14 protein-coding genes and 2 pseudogenes are annotated in these 18,123 nt (G+C 67.2%); 7 read left to right on the top strand and 9 right to left on the bottom strand.

Annotation, left to right across the window (positions count from 1 at the left end):
- Positions 1-48: 48 nt before the first annotated feature.
- From ACFYOH_RS18595 to ACFYOH_RS18610, 4 genes are read right to left on the bottom strand one after another with little or no spacing between them, the layout of a single operon-like run.
- Entirely contained in the window at positions 49-957 is a 909-nt protein-coding gene (locus tag ACFYOH_RS18595; protein ID WP_388626805.1) for a sugar phosphate isomerase/epimerase family protein, read from the bottom strand.
- Positions 958-959: 2 nt separating this feature from the next.
- Positions 960-1,865 (bottom strand): ATP-binding cassette domain-containing protein, encoded by a 906-nt coding sequence (locus ACFYOH_RS18600; RefSeq protein WP_388626806.1) that lies wholly within the window; start codon positions 1,863-1,865, stop codon positions 960-962.
- A 3-nt stretch (positions 1,866-1,868) separates the two neighbouring features.
- Positions 1,869-2,945, bottom strand: coding sequence for an ABC transporter permease (locus ACFYOH_RS18605; RefSeq protein WP_388626808.1), 1,077 nt, complete (start codon positions 2,943-2,945; stop codon positions 1,869-1,871).
- Positions 2,945-3,964: a sugar ABC transporter substrate-binding protein gene (locus ACFYOH_RS18610; protein WP_388626809.1), complete on the bottom strand. Its 1,020-nt coding sequence runs from the start codon at positions 3,962-3,964 to the stop codon at positions 2,945-2,947. The genes ACFYOH_RS18605 and ACFYOH_RS18610 overlap by 1 nt, the downstream gene beginning before the upstream one ends.
- A gap of 178 nt (positions 3,965-4,142) precedes the next feature.
- Between ACFYOH_RS18610 and ACFYOH_RS18615 the strand changes: the two genes are divergently transcribed.
- From ACFYOH_RS18615 to ACFYOH_RS18635, 5 genes are all read left to right on the top strand, one after another.
- Positions 4,143-4,934 (top strand): GntR family transcriptional regulator, encoded by a 792-nt coding sequence (locus ACFYOH_RS18615; protein WP_388626810.1) that lies wholly within the window; start codon positions 4,143-4,145, stop codon positions 4,932-4,934.
- 308 nt (positions 4,935-5,242) lie between these two features.
- The gene (locus tag ACFYOH_RS18620) at positions 5,243-6,556 is read left to right on the top strand and encodes an ABC transporter substrate-binding protein (protein ID WP_388626811.1); all 1,314 of its coding nucleotides are present in this window, start codon (positions 5,243-5,245) and stop codon (positions 6,554-6,556) included.
- Positions 6,557-6,564: 8 nt separating this feature from the next.
- Positions 6,565-7,545 (top strand): carbohydrate ABC transporter permease, encoded by a 981-nt coding sequence (locus ACFYOH_RS18625; RefSeq protein ID WP_388626812.1) that lies wholly within the window; start codon positions 6,565-6,567, stop codon positions 7,543-7,545.
- On the top strand, positions 7,542-8,429 hold the full coding sequence (locus ACFYOH_RS18630) for a carbohydrate ABC transporter permease (protein WP_388626814.1): 888 nt from the start codon (positions 7,542-7,544) through the stop codon (positions 8,427-8,429). The genes ACFYOH_RS18625 and ACFYOH_RS18630 overlap by 4 nt, the downstream gene beginning before the upstream one ends.
- Positions 8,430-8,455: 26 nt before the next feature.
- Complete coding sequence (locus ACFYOH_RS18635) at positions 8,456-10,468, top strand: beta-galactosidase (RefSeq protein ID WP_388627193.1); 2,013 nt, start codon at positions 8,456-8,458, stop codon at positions 10,466-10,468.
- 3 nt (positions 10,469-10,471) lie between these two features.
- Here the strand turns inward: ACFYOH_RS18635 and ACFYOH_RS18640 are convergent.
- The 5 genes and pseudogenes from ACFYOH_RS18640 to ACFYOH_RS18660 form a co-directional block, all read right to left on the bottom strand.
- Positions 10,472-10,846, bottom strand: a pseudogene (locus ACFYOH_RS18640) (aminoglycoside phosphotransferase family protein); the annotation flags it as partial.
- A gap of 198 nt (positions 10,847-11,044) precedes the next feature.
- Positions 11,045-11,908, bottom strand: coding sequence for an oxidoreductase (locus ACFYOH_RS18645; protein ID WP_388626815.1), 864 nt, complete (start codon positions 11,906-11,908; stop codon positions 11,045-11,047).
- A gap of 402 nt (positions 11,909-12,310) precedes the next feature.
- Positions 12,311-13,423: a hypothetical protein gene (locus ACFYOH_RS18650; RefSeq protein WP_388626816.1), complete on the bottom strand. Its 1,113-nt coding sequence runs from the start codon at positions 13,421-13,423 to the stop codon at positions 12,311-12,313.
- Between the two features lie 13 nt (positions 13,424-13,436).
- Positions 13,437-14,795, bottom strand: coding sequence for an FAD-dependent oxidoreductase (locus ACFYOH_RS18655; RefSeq protein ID WP_388626818.1), 1,359 nt, complete (start codon positions 14,793-14,795; stop codon positions 13,437-13,439).
- 475 nt (positions 14,796-15,270) lie between these two features.
- Positions 15,271-16,033 (bottom strand): annotated as a pseudogene (locus ACFYOH_RS18660) (IS5 family transposase).
- A 354-nt stretch (positions 16,034-16,387) separates the two neighbouring features.
- On the opposite strand from ACFYOH_RS18660, the gene ACFYOH_RS18665 reads away from it, so the two are divergent.
- Positions 16,388-16,897, top strand: coding sequence for a PhzA/PhzB family protein (locus tag ACFYOH_RS18665; protein ID WP_388626820.1), 510 nt, complete (start codon positions 16,388-16,390; stop codon positions 16,895-16,897).
- A 32-nt stretch (positions 16,898-16,929) separates the two neighbouring features.
- Positions 16,930-18,111 carry a 3-deoxy-7-phosphoheptulonate synthase gene (locus tag ACFYOH_RS18670; RefSeq protein ID WP_388626822.1) on the top strand — a complete coding sequence of 394 codons (1,182 nt, stop codon included), beginning with the start codon at positions 16,930-16,932 and terminating at the stop codon, positions 18,109-18,111.
- Positions 18,112-18,123 lie beyond the last annotated feature (12 nt).

Raw genomic sequence — 18,123 nt, forward strand, 5'->3', positions numbered from 1 at the left:
CGCAGGAACCGGGCCCTCTGACGGGAGCCCGGTGTCCAGGGTTTCGGCTCAGGCCCCGCAGGACCGCAGGAACCGCCGCGTCCGCACCGCGATCGGCAGAGGCTTGTCCGGCTCGCACGGATACATGTCCTGCTCGACGATCGCGAACAGCTCCACGCCGAGCCGCTGCGCGGCCGCCAGTACCGGCCCCAACTCGGGCACACCGGACGGCGGTTCGCACATCACCCCGCGCTGCACCGCCGGTCCGAACGGCACCTCGCCGGCGATCACCTCGGCGAGAACGTCCGGGTCGACCTGCTTGAGGTGCAGATAGCCGATGCGCTCGCCGTAGGTCTCGATGAGTTTGACGCTGTCCCCGCCGCAGTAGGCGTAGTGCCCGGTGTCCAGGCACAGGTTGACCAGCTCGGTGTCGGTGGAGTCCAGGAAGCGCTCGACGTGGTCCTCGGTGTCGATGTGGGTGTCGGCGTGCGGGTGGACCACGATGTCCAGGCCGTACGTCTCCTTGACCTCGTGGCCGAGCCGCTCCATGCCCTTGGTCAGGTGCGCCCACTGCTCGGCGGTCAGCTCGGGCGGCTCCAGGATCTCCGCGGTCTTGTCGTCCCGCCAGAATGACGGGATGACCACCAGGTGCCGCGCGCCCATCGCCTGGGTGAGCGCGGCGACCTGGCTGACGTGCGCCCAGGTCTCCGCCCAGACGGACGGGCCGCGGTGCATCCCGGTGAAGACCGTGCCCGCCGAGACCTTCAGGTTCCGCCGGGCCACCTCGTCCCTGAGCCGGGCGGGGTCGGTGGGGAGGTAGCCGTAGGGGCCGAGTTCGATCCATTCGTAGCCGGCCTGGGACACCTCGTCCAGGAAGCGTTCCCAGGGCACCTGCAGTGGGTCGTCGGGGAACCAGACGCCCCAGGAGTCGGGGGCCGAGCCGACCCGGATACGGTCCAGCGGGGTGGGGGTGGCCATGGTCAGGGGGTTCCTTCCACGGAGGGCGCGACGGGTGCGGTGAGGTCGCTCTCCTCGGGGAGTTCCTCGGTGTCGACGCCGCGTACCTGGGCCAGTTCGTGCTTGAGTGCGGCGAGTTCGGCGCCGCCGGCCATGTGGTTGGTCAGTTCCTCCAGGCTGACCTCGGCGCGGGAGGCGGACAGCTCCAGGGTGCCCAGGCGCAGGACGCTGAAGTGGTCGCCGACCATGTAGGCGTGGTGGGGGTTGTGGGTGATGAAGATGACGCCGAGGCCGCGGTCGCGGGCGGCGGCGATGTACTTCAGCACCACGCCGGACTGCTTGACGCCGAGGGCGGCGGTGGGCTCGTCCAGGATGAGGACGCGGGCGCCGAAGTAGACGGCGCGGGCGATGGCCACGCACTGGCGCTGGCCGCCGGAGAGGGTGCCGATGGGCTGCTCCAGGTCGTCCAGGACGATGCCCATGTTGCGCAGTTCCTGGTCCGCGGTCTTCTTCATCTTCGCGATGTCCAGGCGCCGGAGCGGCCAGGGACCGCGCGTCATCTCGGAGCCGAGGAAGAAGTTGCGCCACACCGGCATCAGCGGCACGGTGGCCAGGTCCTGGTAGACCGCCGCGATGCCGCGGTCCAGGGCCTCGCGCGGGGTGGAGAACCGCACCGGTCGCCCGTCGACGAGGAACTCGCCCTCGGTGTGCTGGTGCAGCCCGGAGATGATCTTGATGAGGGTGGACTTGCCGGCGCCGTTGTCGCCCAGGACGCAGGTGACCTGACCGGCGTGGACCTTCAGGTCGACGCCGTGCAGGGCGCGGATGTTGCCGTAGGACTTGCCCGCCCTGCGCAGCTCGACCAGCAGTCCCTCCGCGGCGGGCGGCGCGTCCTGGACGACGGTGCCGTGGGTCTTGTTGTCGTTCATCGGTTACCTCCGGGTCGCCGTGCGCTGGACCCACAGATTGATCAGGACGGCGCCGAGCAGCATCACGCCCAGGAAGGCCTTGAACCAGTCCGGGTTCCAGCCGGCGTAGACGATGCCCTGGTTGACCATGCCGAACATGAACGCCCCGAAGACCGGGCCGATCGCGGAGCCGGCGCCACCGGTGAGCAGACACCCGCCGATGACGGCCGCGGCGATGTAGATCAGCTCCTGGCCGACCCCCTCACCGGACTGCACGGTGTTGAAGGAGAACAGCTGGTGCATGCCGATGAACCAGGCGCCGAACCCGACCAGCATGAACAGCGAGATCTTGGTGAAGGCCACCGGGACGCCGACCGCCCGCGCCGACTCCTTGTTGCCGCCGACGGCGAAGACCCAGTTGCCGTACTTGGTGCGCAGCAGCACCCAGGTCGCGATCGCGGCGTACACCAGCCACCACACCACGGTGATCTTCACCTGCACCCCGCCGACGTCGAAGGACGAGGCGAAGACCTTTCTCGCCTGGTCGAAGCCGTCCATGTCGCTGATGTCGTCGGTGGCCACATTGCCGGTGACCAGCTTGGTCACCGCCAGGTTCACGCCCTGCAGGATCAGGAAGGTGCCCAGGGTGATCAGGAAGCTGGGCAGGCCGGTCCTGACCACCATCCAGCCGTTGAAGAACCCGATAGCGAGTGAGACGACCAGGGCGACGATCACGCCGGTCCACACGTTCAGGGTCAGCTGGTAGCTGAGCATGGCCGCGGTCAGCGCGGAAGTGATCACGGCGACGCCCGCGGAGAGGTCGAACTCACCGCCGATCATCAGCAGGGCGACCGGCAGGGCCATGATGCCGATGGTCGAGGACTGGTACAGGATCGTCGCCATCGAGCTGCCCTGGCGGACCGAGGGCGCGACGATCAGGAAGAAGACCAGTACGGCGGCGGCGCCGAGGAAGACGCCCACCTCGGGGCGGGCCAGCAGCCGCAGCGCCAGCGGGCGGCGTGCGGTGCGGCCGTCGGTCCGCTGGGGGCCGGACGCCGACGGCCTGCCGAGGGCCGGTTCAGCCTGCTGGGCCATGCTCATCACCGGGTGCCCTTCGCGGCGAACTCGGCGACCTTGTCGACGTTGGACTTGTCGACGAAGGCCGGGCCGGTCAGCACCGGCTGGACCCCGCCGCCGCTGTAGTTGCCGTTGTTCTTGTAGAGCCACAGCGCGTCGACGGCCAGGTAGCCCTGCAGGTAGGGCTGCTGGTCGACGGCGAACTCGATCGAGCCGTTGTGGACGGCCTTCACCAGGTCTTTGTTCAAGTCGAAGGTGGCCACCTTGGCCTTGCTGCCCGCGTCGCCCACCGACTGCACCGCTGTGAGGGCGAAGGGCGCGCCGAGGGTGACGACCGTGTCGATGGAGCTGTCCTGCTTCAGCTTGGCCGTGATGGTCGACTTCACGGACGGCATGTCGGTGCCGTTCACATACAGCGTCTCAGTGGTGCCCTTGAACGTCTTCTTCACCCCGTCGCAGCGCTGGGTGAGGCCCACGTTGCCCTGCTCCTGGATGACACAGACGACCTTCTTGGCGCCGGTGGTGTTCAGCTTGTCGCCGAACGCCTCGCCCGCCACGCTCTCGTCCTGCCCGAAGAACTCCAGCAGCCCGAGCCTCTTCCAGTCGCTCAGACCCGAGTTCAGGCCCACGACGGGTATGCCGGACTGCTCCGCCCTGCCGATGACGCTCTTCATCGCGTCCGGCTTGGCCAGGGTGACCGCGATGCCGTCGACCTTCTGGTCGATCGCGTTCTGCACCAGGTTCGCCTGGTTGCCGGCGTTGGGGTCGGCGGAGTAGACGAGCTTGACGTTGTCCTTGGCGGCGGCGGCCTCGGCGCCCTTGCGGACGGTGTCCCAGAAGGTGTCACCGGGCGCCTGGTGCGTGACCAGGGCGACGGTCATGCGCGGGGTGTTGGCCTTGCCCGCCGAGGCGTTCTGGGCCGCCTCCTCGGCCTTCTTGCCGCCGTGGCTGCTGGCGCAGCCGGCGAGGGTCAGGGCCGCCGCGGCGGCTACCGCCACGACCGGGACGAGTCTGCGGGAGCGGGAGGGGGAAGAGCGGTCCATCTTTCCTGCACCTCACTGTGCGTGCGACGGGGGAAGGGACGCTGTTGCGTTGGGACGCGATCCAAGTCCCTGGGGCGCCTGCTGTCAATACTTTGTTAAGACATCATTTCAGAAGAAGGTTCGAATGTAAGTACAAACCATTGACACTCTCGGCTTCCGGGACCTACACCTGAGAGACATGAGCCCAGTACACCGCACCCCGCAGCGAACGGCACCGGGTGATCGCGCGGTCGACTCCCTCAGCTTCGCCCTGGACCGCACCAGCCCGGTGCCGCTGTACTACCAGCTCGCCCAGCAGTTGGAGGCGGCCATCGAACACGGCACGCTGGCCCCGGGCAACCTCCTGGGCAACGAGGTGGACCTCTCCGTACGCCTCGGCCTGTCCCGCCCCACCGTGCGCCAGGCGATCCAGTCCCTGGTCGACAAGGGACTGCTGGTACGCCGCCGCGGCGTGGGCACGCAGGTCGTGCACAGCAAGGTCAGACGGCCGCTGGAGCTCAGCAGCCTCTACGACGACCTGGAGTCGGCCGGCCAGGGCCCGACCACCCGTGTGCTGCGCAACGAACGGGTCCCGGCGAGCGCGGAGGTGGCGGCCGTGCTCGGGCTCGCGGAGGGCGCCGAGGTCACCGTCCTGGAGCGGCTGCGCCGCACCCACGGCCAGCCGGTGGCGTTCCTGTGCAACTACCTGCCCGCCTCGCTGCTCGAACTCCCCACACAGCAGCTGGAGTCGACGGGCCTGTACCGCATGATGCGGTCGGCCGGAATCGTCCTGCACAGCGCCCGTCAGTCCGTCGGCGCCCGCGGGGCGACGGCCGAGGAGGGCGCCCTGCTCGACGAGAAGGAGGGTGCGGCCCTGCTCACCATGCGGCGCACCGCGTACGACGTCACGGGCCGCCCGGTGGAGTACGGCAGCCATGTGTACCGGGCGTCGCGGTACGCCTTCGACTTCCAGCTACTGGTCCGTACCTGAACCGCCGGCCCGGATCCGAACCGCTGGTCAGCACCCGAAACGGAATCACCCGTGTTCACACAGCCCCCACGGCCGCCCGTGCCGTGGGGGCTGTCGGCTCTGCGCCCCGGTGAACACGCAGGTAACAGTGACGATTACGTTTCGGGCAAGAGACAGCCCAGGACGGGCCGACCTATTGACTCATGAGCGGACATGGGGCTGTTATTACGCCCACGATGTTCGGTCGAGTTGGTTTCTGATCGGTTTCGACGACCTTTCGGTGATCGACTCATCCCCTTGACCGAGCCCTGCATTCCTCAGGAGCCGCCATGCGCCTCTCCCCCTCCGGTCTCTCCGTCCCGGGTCCCAGCCGTCGTTCCGTTCTGCGCGGAGCAGGCAGTGCCGCGCTGCTCGCCGGTGCCGGCATACCCCTGCTGTCCGCCTGCGGAGGCAGCGGTTCCGCCTCGGACCCGAAGACCGTCACCCTCGGCTCCAACGCCTCGGACGCCGTGCCGAAGAAGGCCTTCGCGGCCGTGTACGCCGACTTCAAGAAGCAGTCCGGCATCACGGTCGATGTGAACACCAAGGACCACAACACCTTCCAGGAGCAGATCAACTCGTATCTGCAGGGCACGCCGGACGACGTCTTCAACTGGTTCGCGGGCTACCGCATGCAGTTCTTCGCGGCGAAGGGTCTGGCCTCGCCGATCGACGACGTGTGGGCGAAGATCGGGGACAACTTCCCGGACGCGATGAAGAAGCTCAGCAAGGGCCAGGACGGCAAGTACTACTTCGTGCCGCTGACGACGTACCCCTGGGCGATCTTCTACCGCAAGAGCGTCTTCCAGCAGCACGGCTACCAGGTCCCCACCACCTGGGACCAGTTGGTCGCCCTGTGCAAGCAGATGAAGAAGGACGGCCTGGTCCCGATCGCCTTCGGCGACAAGGACGCCTGGCCGGCGATGGGCACCTTCGACCAGATCAACTTCCGCCTCAACGGCTACGACTTCCACGTCCAGCTGATGGCGGGCAAGGCGGCCTGGACCGACCCCAAGGTGAAGGCCGTCTTCGACCACTGGAGCGAGCTCCTCCCCTACCACCAGGACGGCTTCATGGGCCGCACCTGGGAGGACGCCGCGCAGACGCTGGTGTCCAAGAAGGCCGGCATGTACCTCCTCGGTTCCTTCGTGGCCCAGCAGTTCACCAACAAGGCCGACCTGGACGACCTCGACTTCTTCCCCTTCCCGGAGATCAACTCCGCGTACGGCCAGGAGACGGTCGAGGCGCCCACCGACGGCTTCATGGTGAGCAAGTCCCCGAAGAACCACGACGGTGTCGTGAAGCTGCTGGAGTACCTGGGCAGTCCGGCTGCCGAGGAGATGTACCTCAAGACGGACCCGAGCGTGGTCGCCGCATCGAACAAGGCCAGCACCTCCGCGTACTCGGCGCTGCAGAAGAAGGCGTTCGACATGATCGGCAACGCCAAGAACCTCACCCAGTTCATGGACCGCGACTCCCGGCCCGACTTCACCTCCACGGTGATGCAGCCAGGACTGCAGAAGTTCCTGCAGAACCCGAAGGGCGTGGACAGCCTGCTGTCGTCCATCGAGCGCCAGAAGAAGACCATCTTCGCGTCCCAGTGAGCGGCCCGATGACGACCGATACGACCACGAAGTCCCCGGAGGCGGCCGCCGTGCCGCCTCCGGGCGCCTCGCCCGCGCGCACGCGGGCCACACACGGCCATCGCCGCCTGCTGACCCGCCGTGACCGGTTCACGCTCGCCCTGATGGCGGGCGTGCCGACGATCCTGCACGTGCTCCTGGTGTGGGTCACGGCCATCGCCTCGATCTTCCTCGCCTTCACCACCTGGGACGGCATCGGGTTCGACTCGATCAAGTGGGTGGGCCTGGACAACTTCAAACAACTCTTCAACGACAACCCGCAGTTCTGGCCCGCCGTCCAGCACAACATCATCTGGTTCGTCGTACTGATCCTGATCCCGACGCCGTTCGGCCTCTTCCTGGCCGTGCAGCTGGACAAGCGGATCCGCTTCAGCCGGATCTACCAGACCGCCTTCTTCCTGCCGGTCGTCATCTCGATGGCCTGCATCGGCTTCGTCTGGCAGCTGATCTACAACCCGGACACGGGCCTGATCAACAGCATCATCGGCGCCAACAAGCCGGGCCACTACATCGACTGGATCGGCGACCCACACCTCAATCTGTGGGCGGTCCTCATCGCCGCGTCCTGGCGGCACACCGGCTACATGATGATCCTGTACCTGGCCGGCCTGAAGAGCGTCGACCCCTCCCTCAGGGAGGCCTCGGCGCTGGACGGCGCCAACGAGTGGCAGACGTTCAAGAGCGTCATCTTCCCGACCCTGCGCCCGACCAACACGGTCGTGCTGGTCGTCACGATCATCGAGGCACTGCGCGCCTTCGACCTGGTCTTCGTCTTCAACAAGGGCGCCCAGGGCACGGAGTTGCTGTCGATCCTGGTCACCAACAACATCATCGGCGAGTCCAGCCGCATCGGTTACGGCTCCGCCATCGCCGTCGTCCTGCTGGTGATCTCCCTCGCGGTGATCATCCCGTATCTGATCGCCACCTTCCGGAAGGAGCGGCGCGCATGAGCAGCACCACTCTGCCGCTGAAGCGGCGCGCCCCGATCCGCCCGGCCCGTGTCCTGCTGCACGTCTTCCTCGCCGGCACGGCGCTGGCGTGGCTGGCGCCGCTGCTGTGGGCGATCTTCTCGGCCATGCGGCCGTACAGCGAGACCAGCGCCAAGGGCTACGTCTCCTGGCCGAGCAAGCTGACGTTCGAGAACTTCACGAACGCGTTCAAACAGTCGGACATGCTGCACTACTTCGGCAACACGCTGGTCATCGCGATCCCGGCCGTGCTGCTGACGCTGTTCCTGTCCTCCTGTGTGGCGTTCTACGTCGCCCGGTTCGACTTCCGTCTGAACCTCGCCCTGCTGCTGGTCTTCACGGCCGGCAACCTGCTGCCGCAGCAGGTCATCATCACCCCGCTGTACCGGCTGTACCTGCTGACGAACCTGCCGGGCATCACCCAGAGCGGCAAACTGTACGACTCCGCGCTCGGCCTGGTCCTCATCCATGTGGCGTTCCAGTCCGGGTTCTGCGCGTTCGTGCTGAGCAACTACATGCGCTCGCTGCCGCACGAGCTGACGGAGGCCGCGCTGGTCGACGGCGCCTCGGTGTGGCGGCTGTACTGGCAGATCACGCTGCCGCTGTGCAAGCCGGCGATGGCGGCCCTGGCGACCCTGCTGTCGATCTGGATCTACAACGACTTCTTCTGGGCGCTGGTGCTGATCTCGACCGGCCAGAACATGCCGATCACCTCGGCCCTGAACAACCTTTCCGGCCAGTACTTCACCGACCCCAACCTGGTCGCCGCGGGCTCGCTGCTGACCGCGATCCCGACCCTGGTCGTGTACTTCGCGCTCCAGCGTCAGTTCGTCAGCGGCCTGACCCTGGGCTCCAACAAGGGCTGAGACACCCGCACGTGAAAGAGAACGACGTGAAGCGCACCCTGTCCGTCCCCGGCCTCGCCTACGGCGGCGACTACAACCCCGAGCAGTGGCCCGAGGAGGTGTGGGCCGAGGACATGCGCCTGATGCGCGAGGCCGGGGTGAACCTGGTCAGCGTCGGCATCTTCTCCTGGGCGCTGCTGGAGCCGGCCGAGGGCGTGTACGACTTCTCACGCCTGGACAAGGTCCTCGGCCTGCTGCACGAGAACGGCATTGCGGCCGATCTGGCCACGCCCACGGCGGCGCCTCCGGCGTGGTTCTTCCGCGCCCATCCAAAGGCGCTGCCGGTCGACCGCGACGGCCGCACCCTCTCCTACGGCAGCCGGCAGACCTTCTGCCCGTCCTCCCCCGCCTACCGCGAGGCCGCGCTGCGCATCGCGGGCGCGCTCGCCGAGCGGTACGCGGACCACCCTGCCGTGCGCATGTGGCACGTGCACAACGAGTACGGCTGCCACAACGCGGCCTGCTACTGCGACACCAGCGCGGCCGCGTTCCGCCGCTGGCTCCGGGCCGGCTACGGCGACGACCTGGCGGCGCTCAACGACGGCTGGGGGACACGGTTCTGGAGCCAGTGGTACTACGACTGGGAGGAGATCCTGCCGCCGCGCGCCACCGGCGCCGTACCCAACCCGACCCACCAGCTGGACTGGCGCCGGTTCTGCTCCGACGAGCTGCTGTCGCTGTGCACGGCGGAACGGGACGTGCTGCGGGCGGCGGCACCGTCGATCCCGGCCACCACCAACTTCATGGTGATGTTCAACTTCGACGCGCTCGACTACTGGCGCTGGGCACCGGAGCTGGACATCGTCTCCAACGACCACTACCTGATGTCCACCGATCCGGCGTCGGAGATCGACATCGCGCTCAGCGGCGACTTGACCCGCTCCCTCGCGGGCGGCCCCTGGCTGCTCATGGAGCACTCCACCGGCGCGGTGAACTGGCAGCCCGTCAACCGTGCTAAGCGACCGGGCGAGTTGCGCCGCAACGCGCTCGCGCACGTGGCGCGCGGCGCGGACGGCATCGCGTACTTCCAGTGGCGGCAGTCGAAGGCGGGTGCGGAGCAGTGGCACTCGGCGATGGTGCCGCACGCGGGCACCGACAGCCGGATCTGGCGGGACGTGGTCCGACTGGGCGCGGACCTGCGGGCGTTGGCGGAGGTGCGGGACAGCACGAGTCCGGCCGAGGTGGCGATCGTCTGGGACTGGGATGCCCGCTGGGCCCTGGAACTGCCCTCGCAGCCCAGCGGCGAGCTGCGCTACGCCGACCTGGTCCGGGCCTGGTACGAGCCGCTGTGGCGGTCGGGCGTGGCGGTGGACTTCGTACGGCCGCAAGCGGACCTGTCCGCCTACCGCCTGGTCCTGGCGCCCAGCCTGTACCTGGTGGACGACGAAGGCGCGGCGAACCTCTCGGCGTTCGCCGAGCGCGGCGGCACCCTCGCCGTGGGCTTCCACAGCGGGGCCGTGGACGGCAACTCCCATGTTCGGCTGGGCGGTTACCCGGGCGCGTTCCGCGAGGTACTCGGCGTCCGCTCGGACGAACCGTTCCCGCTGCTGCCCGGCGAGCAGGTCGCGCTCTCCGGTGCGGTGCCGGACGGTGCGGCGGGCACGCTGTGGTCGGAGCGGCTGCGGCTGGAGGGCGCCGAGGCGGTCGCGTCGTACGCCGACGGCCCCCTGTCCGGCGTCCCCGCGGTGACCCGCCGCCCGCACGGCACCGGCGCCGCCTGGTACCTGGCCACGCTTCCGGACCCGGCCACCCTGGCCGCGCTGCTGGACCGCGTCCGGGGCGAGGCGGGCGTGGAACCGGTGCGTACGGCCCCGCCCGGTGTGGAGGTGGTCCGCCGGCGCGGCCCGGAGGCGGACTACCTGTTCGTCATCGACCACGCCGGGCAGGGCGCGGAGGTGCCGATCGCACCGGGGGCGACGGAACTCCTCACCGGCAAGGAGCTGCACGACTCGGTGAGGGTCCCGCCGGGCGAGGTCGCCGTCGTACGGGAACCGCGGTGACCCTCACCGGGAGTCCGCTTCCGTGAGCAGGACCGCCAGGTGGTCGGCGAGGGCGATGAGCCGATCGAGCCGCACCCCCTGGCCGGCCCTGCGGAATCCATGCCGACGGCGGTGGAACGCGGCCTGAACGGCGTGCAGTTGGGCCCAGCGCCGGACGCGCTCGCGATCGAGCGCGGCGGCCTCGGCGAACACGTCGAGAGCGCGCCGCACGTCCTTCGGCAGGTCACCGGCCGTGGCCCGGTGCACCCCGTAGGTCTTCAGCAGCGTGCCCCCGTCGTACGCCGGGTCGCCCGCGGATCCCTTGGGGTCGACCGCGAGCCACGGCTCGCGGTCGGCGCGCAGGATGTTGCGGGCGTGCAGGTCACCGTGGACGAGCGTCGGGGCTCCTCGCGAGTCCGACGCGGCCCGGACACGCAGCATTCCAGCGGTCTCGGCGACCGTCCCACCGTAGGTCTGGCGGAGGCCGTCTACCCGCAAAGCCCTCGTCCGAGCACTCGTAGCAAATCCGGCTGTCCCTCCAGTAGAACCGTCCGTCCCGGAGGACCTGCTGAAAGCGATCAGTAAGGGCCCACAGGGTCACTGCCCGATGGTGTTGAGTTCGGCGATCGCCTCGTCGGGCAGTTGCAGGTCAGCCGCGGCGATGTTCTCCCGCAGGTGAGCGACGGAGGAGGTTCCGGGGATCAGCACCGTCGACGGCGAGCGCTGCAGCAGCCAGGCGAGCGCCACCTGCTGCTCGGAGGCGCCAAGGCGGCGGGCGACGTCGCGCAGGGTCCGTGACCGCAGTGGGTGGAATCCGCCGCCAAGGGGGAAAAACGCGGCGTAGGCGATGTTCTCCTCGGCGCAGCGATCGACGAGGTCGTCGTCGGCGCGGTCGACCAGGTTGTACCGGTTCTGGACGGTGACCACGGGGGCGATGGCCTGGGCCTGGGTGAGCTGGGCGTCGGTGATCCCGCTGAGGCCGAGGTGACGGATCAGGCCCTGCTCACGCAGGCCGGCCAAGGTGCCGAACGGCTCGGCGATGGAGGACCCGTCACCGTCGAATGCGGCCGTGCGCAAGTTGACCACGTCCAGGGTCTCCAGGCCGAGGTGCCGGAGATTCTCGTGGACCTGGGCCTTGAGGTCGGCGGGGTCCAGGGAGGTGATCCAGCCGCCGGTAGCGCTGCGGCGGACGCCGACCTTGGTGACGATGTGTAGACCGGCCGGGTAGGGGTGCAGTGCCTCCTTGATCAGTTCATTGACGACAGTCGGCCCGTAGAAGTCGCTGGTGTCGATGTGGGTGATGCCGAGCTCGACCGCTGCGCGCAGCACGGCGATCGCCTGAGTGCGATCCTTGGGCGGTCCGAAGACACCGGGACCGGTCAGCTGCATCGCGCCGTATCCCATCCGAGTGATGCTCAGGTCGTCGGCGAGGGTTAGCGTCTGCAGGGCGGGGACACTCATCGGAAGGCCTCTCGGGTCTGTTCGCGGCATCGTTGCGGATCGCTCGGCGCGTCCATCGGGCAAGTTTCCACATTTGCGGCGGAGGCAGGGACGCGGTCGGGTGGAAGACGCGGTCGGGTGCCAGGGGCGCGAGCCCCTGGCCACCCGACCGGTAGAAGACGAACGGGCCTTGAGTGTTCGTGAACTCTTCGAGTTTTTCACAAATAATCAAGTTATCGACTCTGAGGTCGAGCCCCAGACCCCACGTTCCTGCACGTCACCGCCGCTTCCTTGGCTGAACTCGACGGGAGTTCAGCCAAGGAAGCTCGCCGTGAGGTACGGCGAGCGCCGCGCCCGATGCATTCACGGCCGCGCCCAATCCTCCTGAAGCAGCACGCAGATACTAGCGGCACATCCGGCGGTTCATGCGACGGAGGCTGCCGGATTGTCTCCGATAGCCGCCTTGGCGATGTCATCCTGCGGGGAAGTTCGACGGACCGTCGCAAAGTTGAACGCCTTGTCGCGAATGGTGATCGTCCACGAGAGTCCGGACCTCTCGCCCACGGTAAGTCCCAAGACGATGAGCGGCATATGCCACTCGTACTTCACGAGCGTGCCTCGGTCCGCATGGGCGTCCGAGCCGTCGTGCGCCGATACATTGCCGTAGTTGTTGACGGCAAAGACGTCGGGCGTGGCAATCATCTTCCCGATTCGGGCCTGGCCGGCTTCAATGAAGTCTTCTCGCCGCTCGACGCGAGACAGTGCGTCTATCTGCCGTTGCTCCTCGGCGCGATAGTAGTCACGGATCTGGATTCCCGTGCTTTGCGCGATTACGCTTCGCGGCACCGTCAGAAACCGAAGCGTGTTGCCAAGGGGCAGCTTCGGCGAGTAAAGACTGTTCTTGAGGACGAACATGTTTGCGCTGTCGCGGTCAAGGAAATCCGCCTTCATTTTTTCCAAGAAGGGGCCGATCTTGACCGGCGAGGCAGAGCCTTCGGCGAACGTGACGGGGAGTTCTTTGCTCGCACCGGAGGGCGAAGTCTCAGCGGGCGGCAAGAATTCTGCCAGCTCATCAGCCCGGATCCCCAGCTCTGCGAGGCCTTGGGCGATCTGGAAGCCGTCCTGCCGAGTCTTCAGGGTCTTCATCAGCGCCTGGTGGAATCGGAAAACCTTGTACCCGTCTTGCAGCGGAAACGGAATGCAGGTAAAGATTCCCTGCAGGTGCGGGTCGGAGCGATAGGTGACGGAGGCGAGCAGAAAGCTGTCGTAGTAGCTTTCGTACTTTTCCGCGAGGAGCTCTTGGAAGGACGATAGGGGGAAATCCTCAGGAGTGTCGAAGGTCAGCTCCACCAGGTGGCACTTGGAGAAGAGCGGATTCCCCCGGAAGAAGTGCGTCATGGCCTCCTCGAACTCGGTGAGATCGAAGGCCCTGTCAACCTTGTACGTGGAGAGCGCCGGAAAGAACTGTGACGCATCGATGAACGGGAACGTGGTCAGGGAGAGCCGAAGGATTTTGTCGGCGATGGAGACGGGCATTTGGTTACCTCCATTAACTGGTGTGTGCCGGGAAGCGCCGCAGGCGATTTCCCGCCAAAACGCGCCACATGATGCCCGGGGTGCACAATGTTGTCGGCGGTTCGAGCAAGTACTGGACTTTCAGGAATTTCTCGGTCACGACCATGTCCGTTTCGGCTGCGGCGAGCACCTTGTCCATGTAGGAGTTGATGAGCCGCACGGGAAGTGGCCTCGGGCCTTCGATCTGAGGCAGGGCCAGGTCACTGCCGGTGGCCATCTTCCAGGCGACGCCGATGGGCTTGGCGGCCTTGCGGAAGAATCGTTGCGCGACCTGATCCAGGTCACCGCTCAGCGAGTCACGCAGCGCCATCGCCTGGAGCGAGGCCACGGTCATCCCCTGGGCGTAGATGGGGTTGAAGCTGGATATCGCATCGCCCACCACCAGCAGCCTGCTCGGGAACCGGGTCAGCTTCTCATAGCGACGGCGCACGCTCGCCGGGAACCGGTGCGCGGAAATCTCGCTGAGCGGCTCGGCGTCGCGGATCGCCGCGAAGACGTGTTCGGGAACCAACGGCCTGGCGAACTCCACCCACTCGGCCGGGTCGGTCGGCGGATGGTGGTCGCGGTAACCGATCAGCGTCAGGACCCAGCGGCCGTCCTCTTCCTCCAGGAATTCCGCGCCCTTGGGGCTCCCCGGTGCGTGCCCGATGATCACGACCTTCTCACGGCCCATCGAACCAGGGGCCGGCCGCAGATACCGGCTGGTGTACATGATGTCGACGTCGATATGCTCCTCGAGCGGCGGCTCGTATCCCATCTCGACCAGCCACTTGGTGGTCCGTCCGGACCGGCCGGTTGCGTCCACCACCAGATCGGCGGGGATCACATCCTCGGAGCCGCTGCTCACGTACCTGACCCGCGCACCGGTGACAGCGCCGTTGTCCGAGGTGGTCTCGAGGCCGGTGACCTGGCACTCGTCGATGAGCTTGATCTTCGCAAGATCCCCGATCCGGGCGCGGAGCCGACTCTCCAAATGCGGCCGGCTCGGCTGGTAGGTGCGGGACAGATCGGCGTACTCGCCGTCCATGCACAACAAGTGCCCGCCCAAGCTCATCCGCAGCTCGGCAGGTCCGTCGATGACGGGCGCGCCACCGGCAACGAAGTCGGCGAGTATCCCGGGGAACAGCTCCTCGAAGATCTTCGCACCCTTGGAGAGCAGGCCATGAGCGTGGCGGCCCTGCGGCACACCTCGCCGCTGAGTCCGCTGCCCCTCCGGCAGCTGGTCACGCTCTACCACCGTTACCCGGTCGAATGCCTCGGAGAGCACCCGGGCGGCAAGCAGACCCGAGATACTCGCGCCCAGCACCACCGCATGTTCACCGATACGCTTCACTGGAGTTCCTTCTGGTTGGGCGAGTGTCTTGTGTGGGGCATGCCATACCCATATATGGGTGGTCGCGGCCAATACTCGGGCGCTAGTTTCCCGAATCCTTCGATATGGAAATCGTCGAGTTGTTCGGTGTGCACCGCGAATGTAGGTGCCCCATAGGTTTGGCCACCGCACGTGGCGCAGTATTGGCTTGTTCGTTCCATCGAGCGCGGCTCGCTTGGCCGAAATTCACGTCGGATGCGAGGCTCCAGCGCGTCGGCGACCAGGCTGGCGGCACGTGTCCGGGCGCCGGTACCGGGCCGGAGCTCCGGGCTGCCGAAGTAGTCGCGGGCGTCCCTCGCACAAGGGACAGGAGTGCAGGCCGGCCGGCGGGCGGGCCGACTCCCGGACGGTCGACTGGCCGTCGCTCTGAGCCCCGATCGGTGGATCGGGCTCAGAGCTCGTAACTGGATCACGCTGTCGGCATGTTGATCCTTCGTCAGTAGATGAGGACGCATGCGAGTGAGACGAGTGAGTCGTGGAGGTCGAGGCGTCGTTCCCGGCGGGTGGCGAGCCGCTTGAACTGATGGAGCAGGGCGAAGGTCCGCTCGAGGACGTAGCGGAGCTTGCCGAGGCCGCGGATGTCGGGCTCGCCTCGACGGGAGATGACAGGCGGATCCGACGCCGGGTCAGCTCGCGTCGGACGTGCCGACCGTCGCAACCCTTGTCACCGGGAAGGGACTCGGGCCGCTTGCGTGGCCGACCCGGTCGGCCGGCCGCGGACGGGGCGCCGTCGACCAGGGCGAGTGCCTGGGTGATGTCGGGGACGTTGCCGCCGGTCGTGATCACTTTCAGCGGCGTGCCCCTGCCGTCGCGGATCAGGTGGTGTTCGCTGCCCGACTTGCCGCGATCGACCGGCGACGGGCCAACCCCGACACCCCCCTTTTCGCCCGCACGTGGGAGGAGTCCACGCAGGCGCGCGTCCAGTCGATCCGCCGGGCCGTGTTCAACTCCGCGAGCAGTGTCCGGTGGACCTGGTCGAACACTCCCGCTTCCGTCCACCGGCACAGCCGGCGCCAGCAGGTCTGCCCCGAGCCGAAGCCCAGTTCAGGCGGCAGCTGCTGCCACGTGATGCCCGTGAACAGCACGAACGGGATCCCCTCCAGGCACAGCCGGTCGTCCACCGGCCGAGGTCCCGGGGAGCGCTCCGGCCACGGCGGCAGGACCGGCTCGATCAGCGCCCACAGCTCGTCATCGACCATCCACGGTGCACTCACACCACCACAACGGACGAATCGTCACACCGGACACGGCCCACCAGCCCACAGCCACAAGATCGTGTTACGAGAACTCAGGCAGAGTCGCGCCCGCCATGGAGCAGATCCTTCAGACGGTGATACCGGCTGGAATTTTTCGGTCAGACAGCGGTGATCGGCTTCCCGAACCGGCCGGGGTATGAACAAGATTTCGCCTACCCGCCGTGCGCGGGAGGGGGGTTCAACAGAAATCTCATGAACCAATGCATGATTGTGCTCTTTCGGCGTCGTCATGACTGGTTGGGTCTGCCCTTGTGCGCGCGGTGATCCCGCTTTACTCCGGCACTACAGGAAGAGCCAATGGTCGACATCACCGGCACCGCTGAAACCACCGATACGTTGTCGAAGTCCCGCGGCGACGCGGAACTGCGAGCGAGCAACCGTGCGATCGTGGAGCAGTACATGAATACCCGCGGGCAGGATCGCCTGCGCCGGCACCTTCTGTTCACCGAGGACGGCACCGGTGGTCTCTGGACGACCGAAACCGGAGAGCCGATCGTCATCACGGGCCGGGATCGACTGGGTGACCACGCCCAATGGTCGCTCAAGTGCTTCCCCGACTGGGCCTGGACGAACATCGAGATCTTCGACACGCAGGACCCCAACCAGTTCTGGGTCGAATGCGACGGTGAGGGAACGATCCGCTTCCCCGACTATCCCGACGGTTACTACCGCAATCACTTCCTGCACTCCTTCCTGTTCGAGAACGGGAAGATCAAGCGCCAGCGCGAGTTCATGAACCCCTGCCAGCAGTTCAGGGCGCTGGGCATCGCCGTCCCTCAGGTCAAGCGGGCCGACATACCGACCTGAACGCCGTTCGCCGGGCGTCTTCTTGTCAACCAATGGAGAAGGTCGTTGTGGGAAACATCCTTGCCGACATCGAGAGGTCCCAGGCGCGCCACCAGCCCGAATGGGACAATCCCTCACAGGTCGAGCTCGTACGAGCGATGCTGTCATCCGTCACACCGCTGGTGACCGCGGCGCAGGTAGAGAACCTCCGCTCCCACCTGGCCCGCGCCGCCGCCGGCGAGACGCAGGTGCTGCAGGCCGGGGATTGTGCGGAGGACCCAGCCGAGTGCACCGCTGGGCACATTCAAGCCAAGACCGAACTCATCGACCTGCTCGCCCAGAGCCTGGAGACCGCCACCGGCAAGCAGACGCTGCGGGTCGGGCGGATCGCAGGGCAGTTCTCCAAGCCCCGCTCCAGCCAGGTCGAAAAAATCGGCGATGACGAACTGCCGTCCTTCTTCGGGCACATGATCAACGGGCCGGAGCCTACCCACGAGAGCAGGCGCCCCGATCCACTGCGCATGCTCACGGGCTACATGGCGGCGCGGGAGATCATGACGCAGCTCGGGTGGGTCGGGTCAGCACCTCGGCTTGACGGATCTGCTGTCTGGACCAGCCATGAAGCGCTGCTTCTGGACTATGAGATGTCGATGCTCCGAGAGCTCGACGGCGGTCGGCCCTTGCTCGTCTCCACCCACTGGCCGTGGATCGGCGAGCGGACCCGGCAGATCGACGGCCCGCACGTCGCACTGCTCGCCCAGGTGGTCAACCCGGTTGCCTGCAAGGTCGGCCCGTCAATGACCGCCGGCGAGATCGTCGAGCTGTGCGACCGGTTGGACCCGGAGCGGGAGCCGGGCCGGCTCTCACTCATCGTGCGCATGGGCGCCGACCTCGTCGCTGACAGGCTGCCCCGGCTCGTCGAGGCCGTGAAGTCGGCCGGGCACCCGGTGGTCTGGCTCAGCGACCCGATGCACGGGAACACCGATTGCGCGGCTGACGGCACCAAATACCGGCTCGTGGAAACCGTCGCCCGGGAAGTCCGCGGCTTCCGGCGGGTCCTGGACCTGTCGGGGGTTGCGGCCGGGGGGCTTCACCTCGAGGCGACCCCCGACGACGTGACCGAGTGCGTGCTGGACACGGCCGAGCTGGGGTCGGGTCCCGTCACCAGCCTGTGTGATCCGCGACTCAACACCCGTCAGGCCATCAAGGTGGTCTCGGCGTGGTCCGAGTACTGAGATTCCTAGAGA

This window comes from Streptomyces sp. NPDC007856 (assembly GCF_042868225.1).
In the GTDB taxonomy this organism is placed as follows: domain Bacteria; phylum Actinomycetota; class Actinomycetes; order Streptomycetales; family Streptomycetaceae; genus Streptomyces.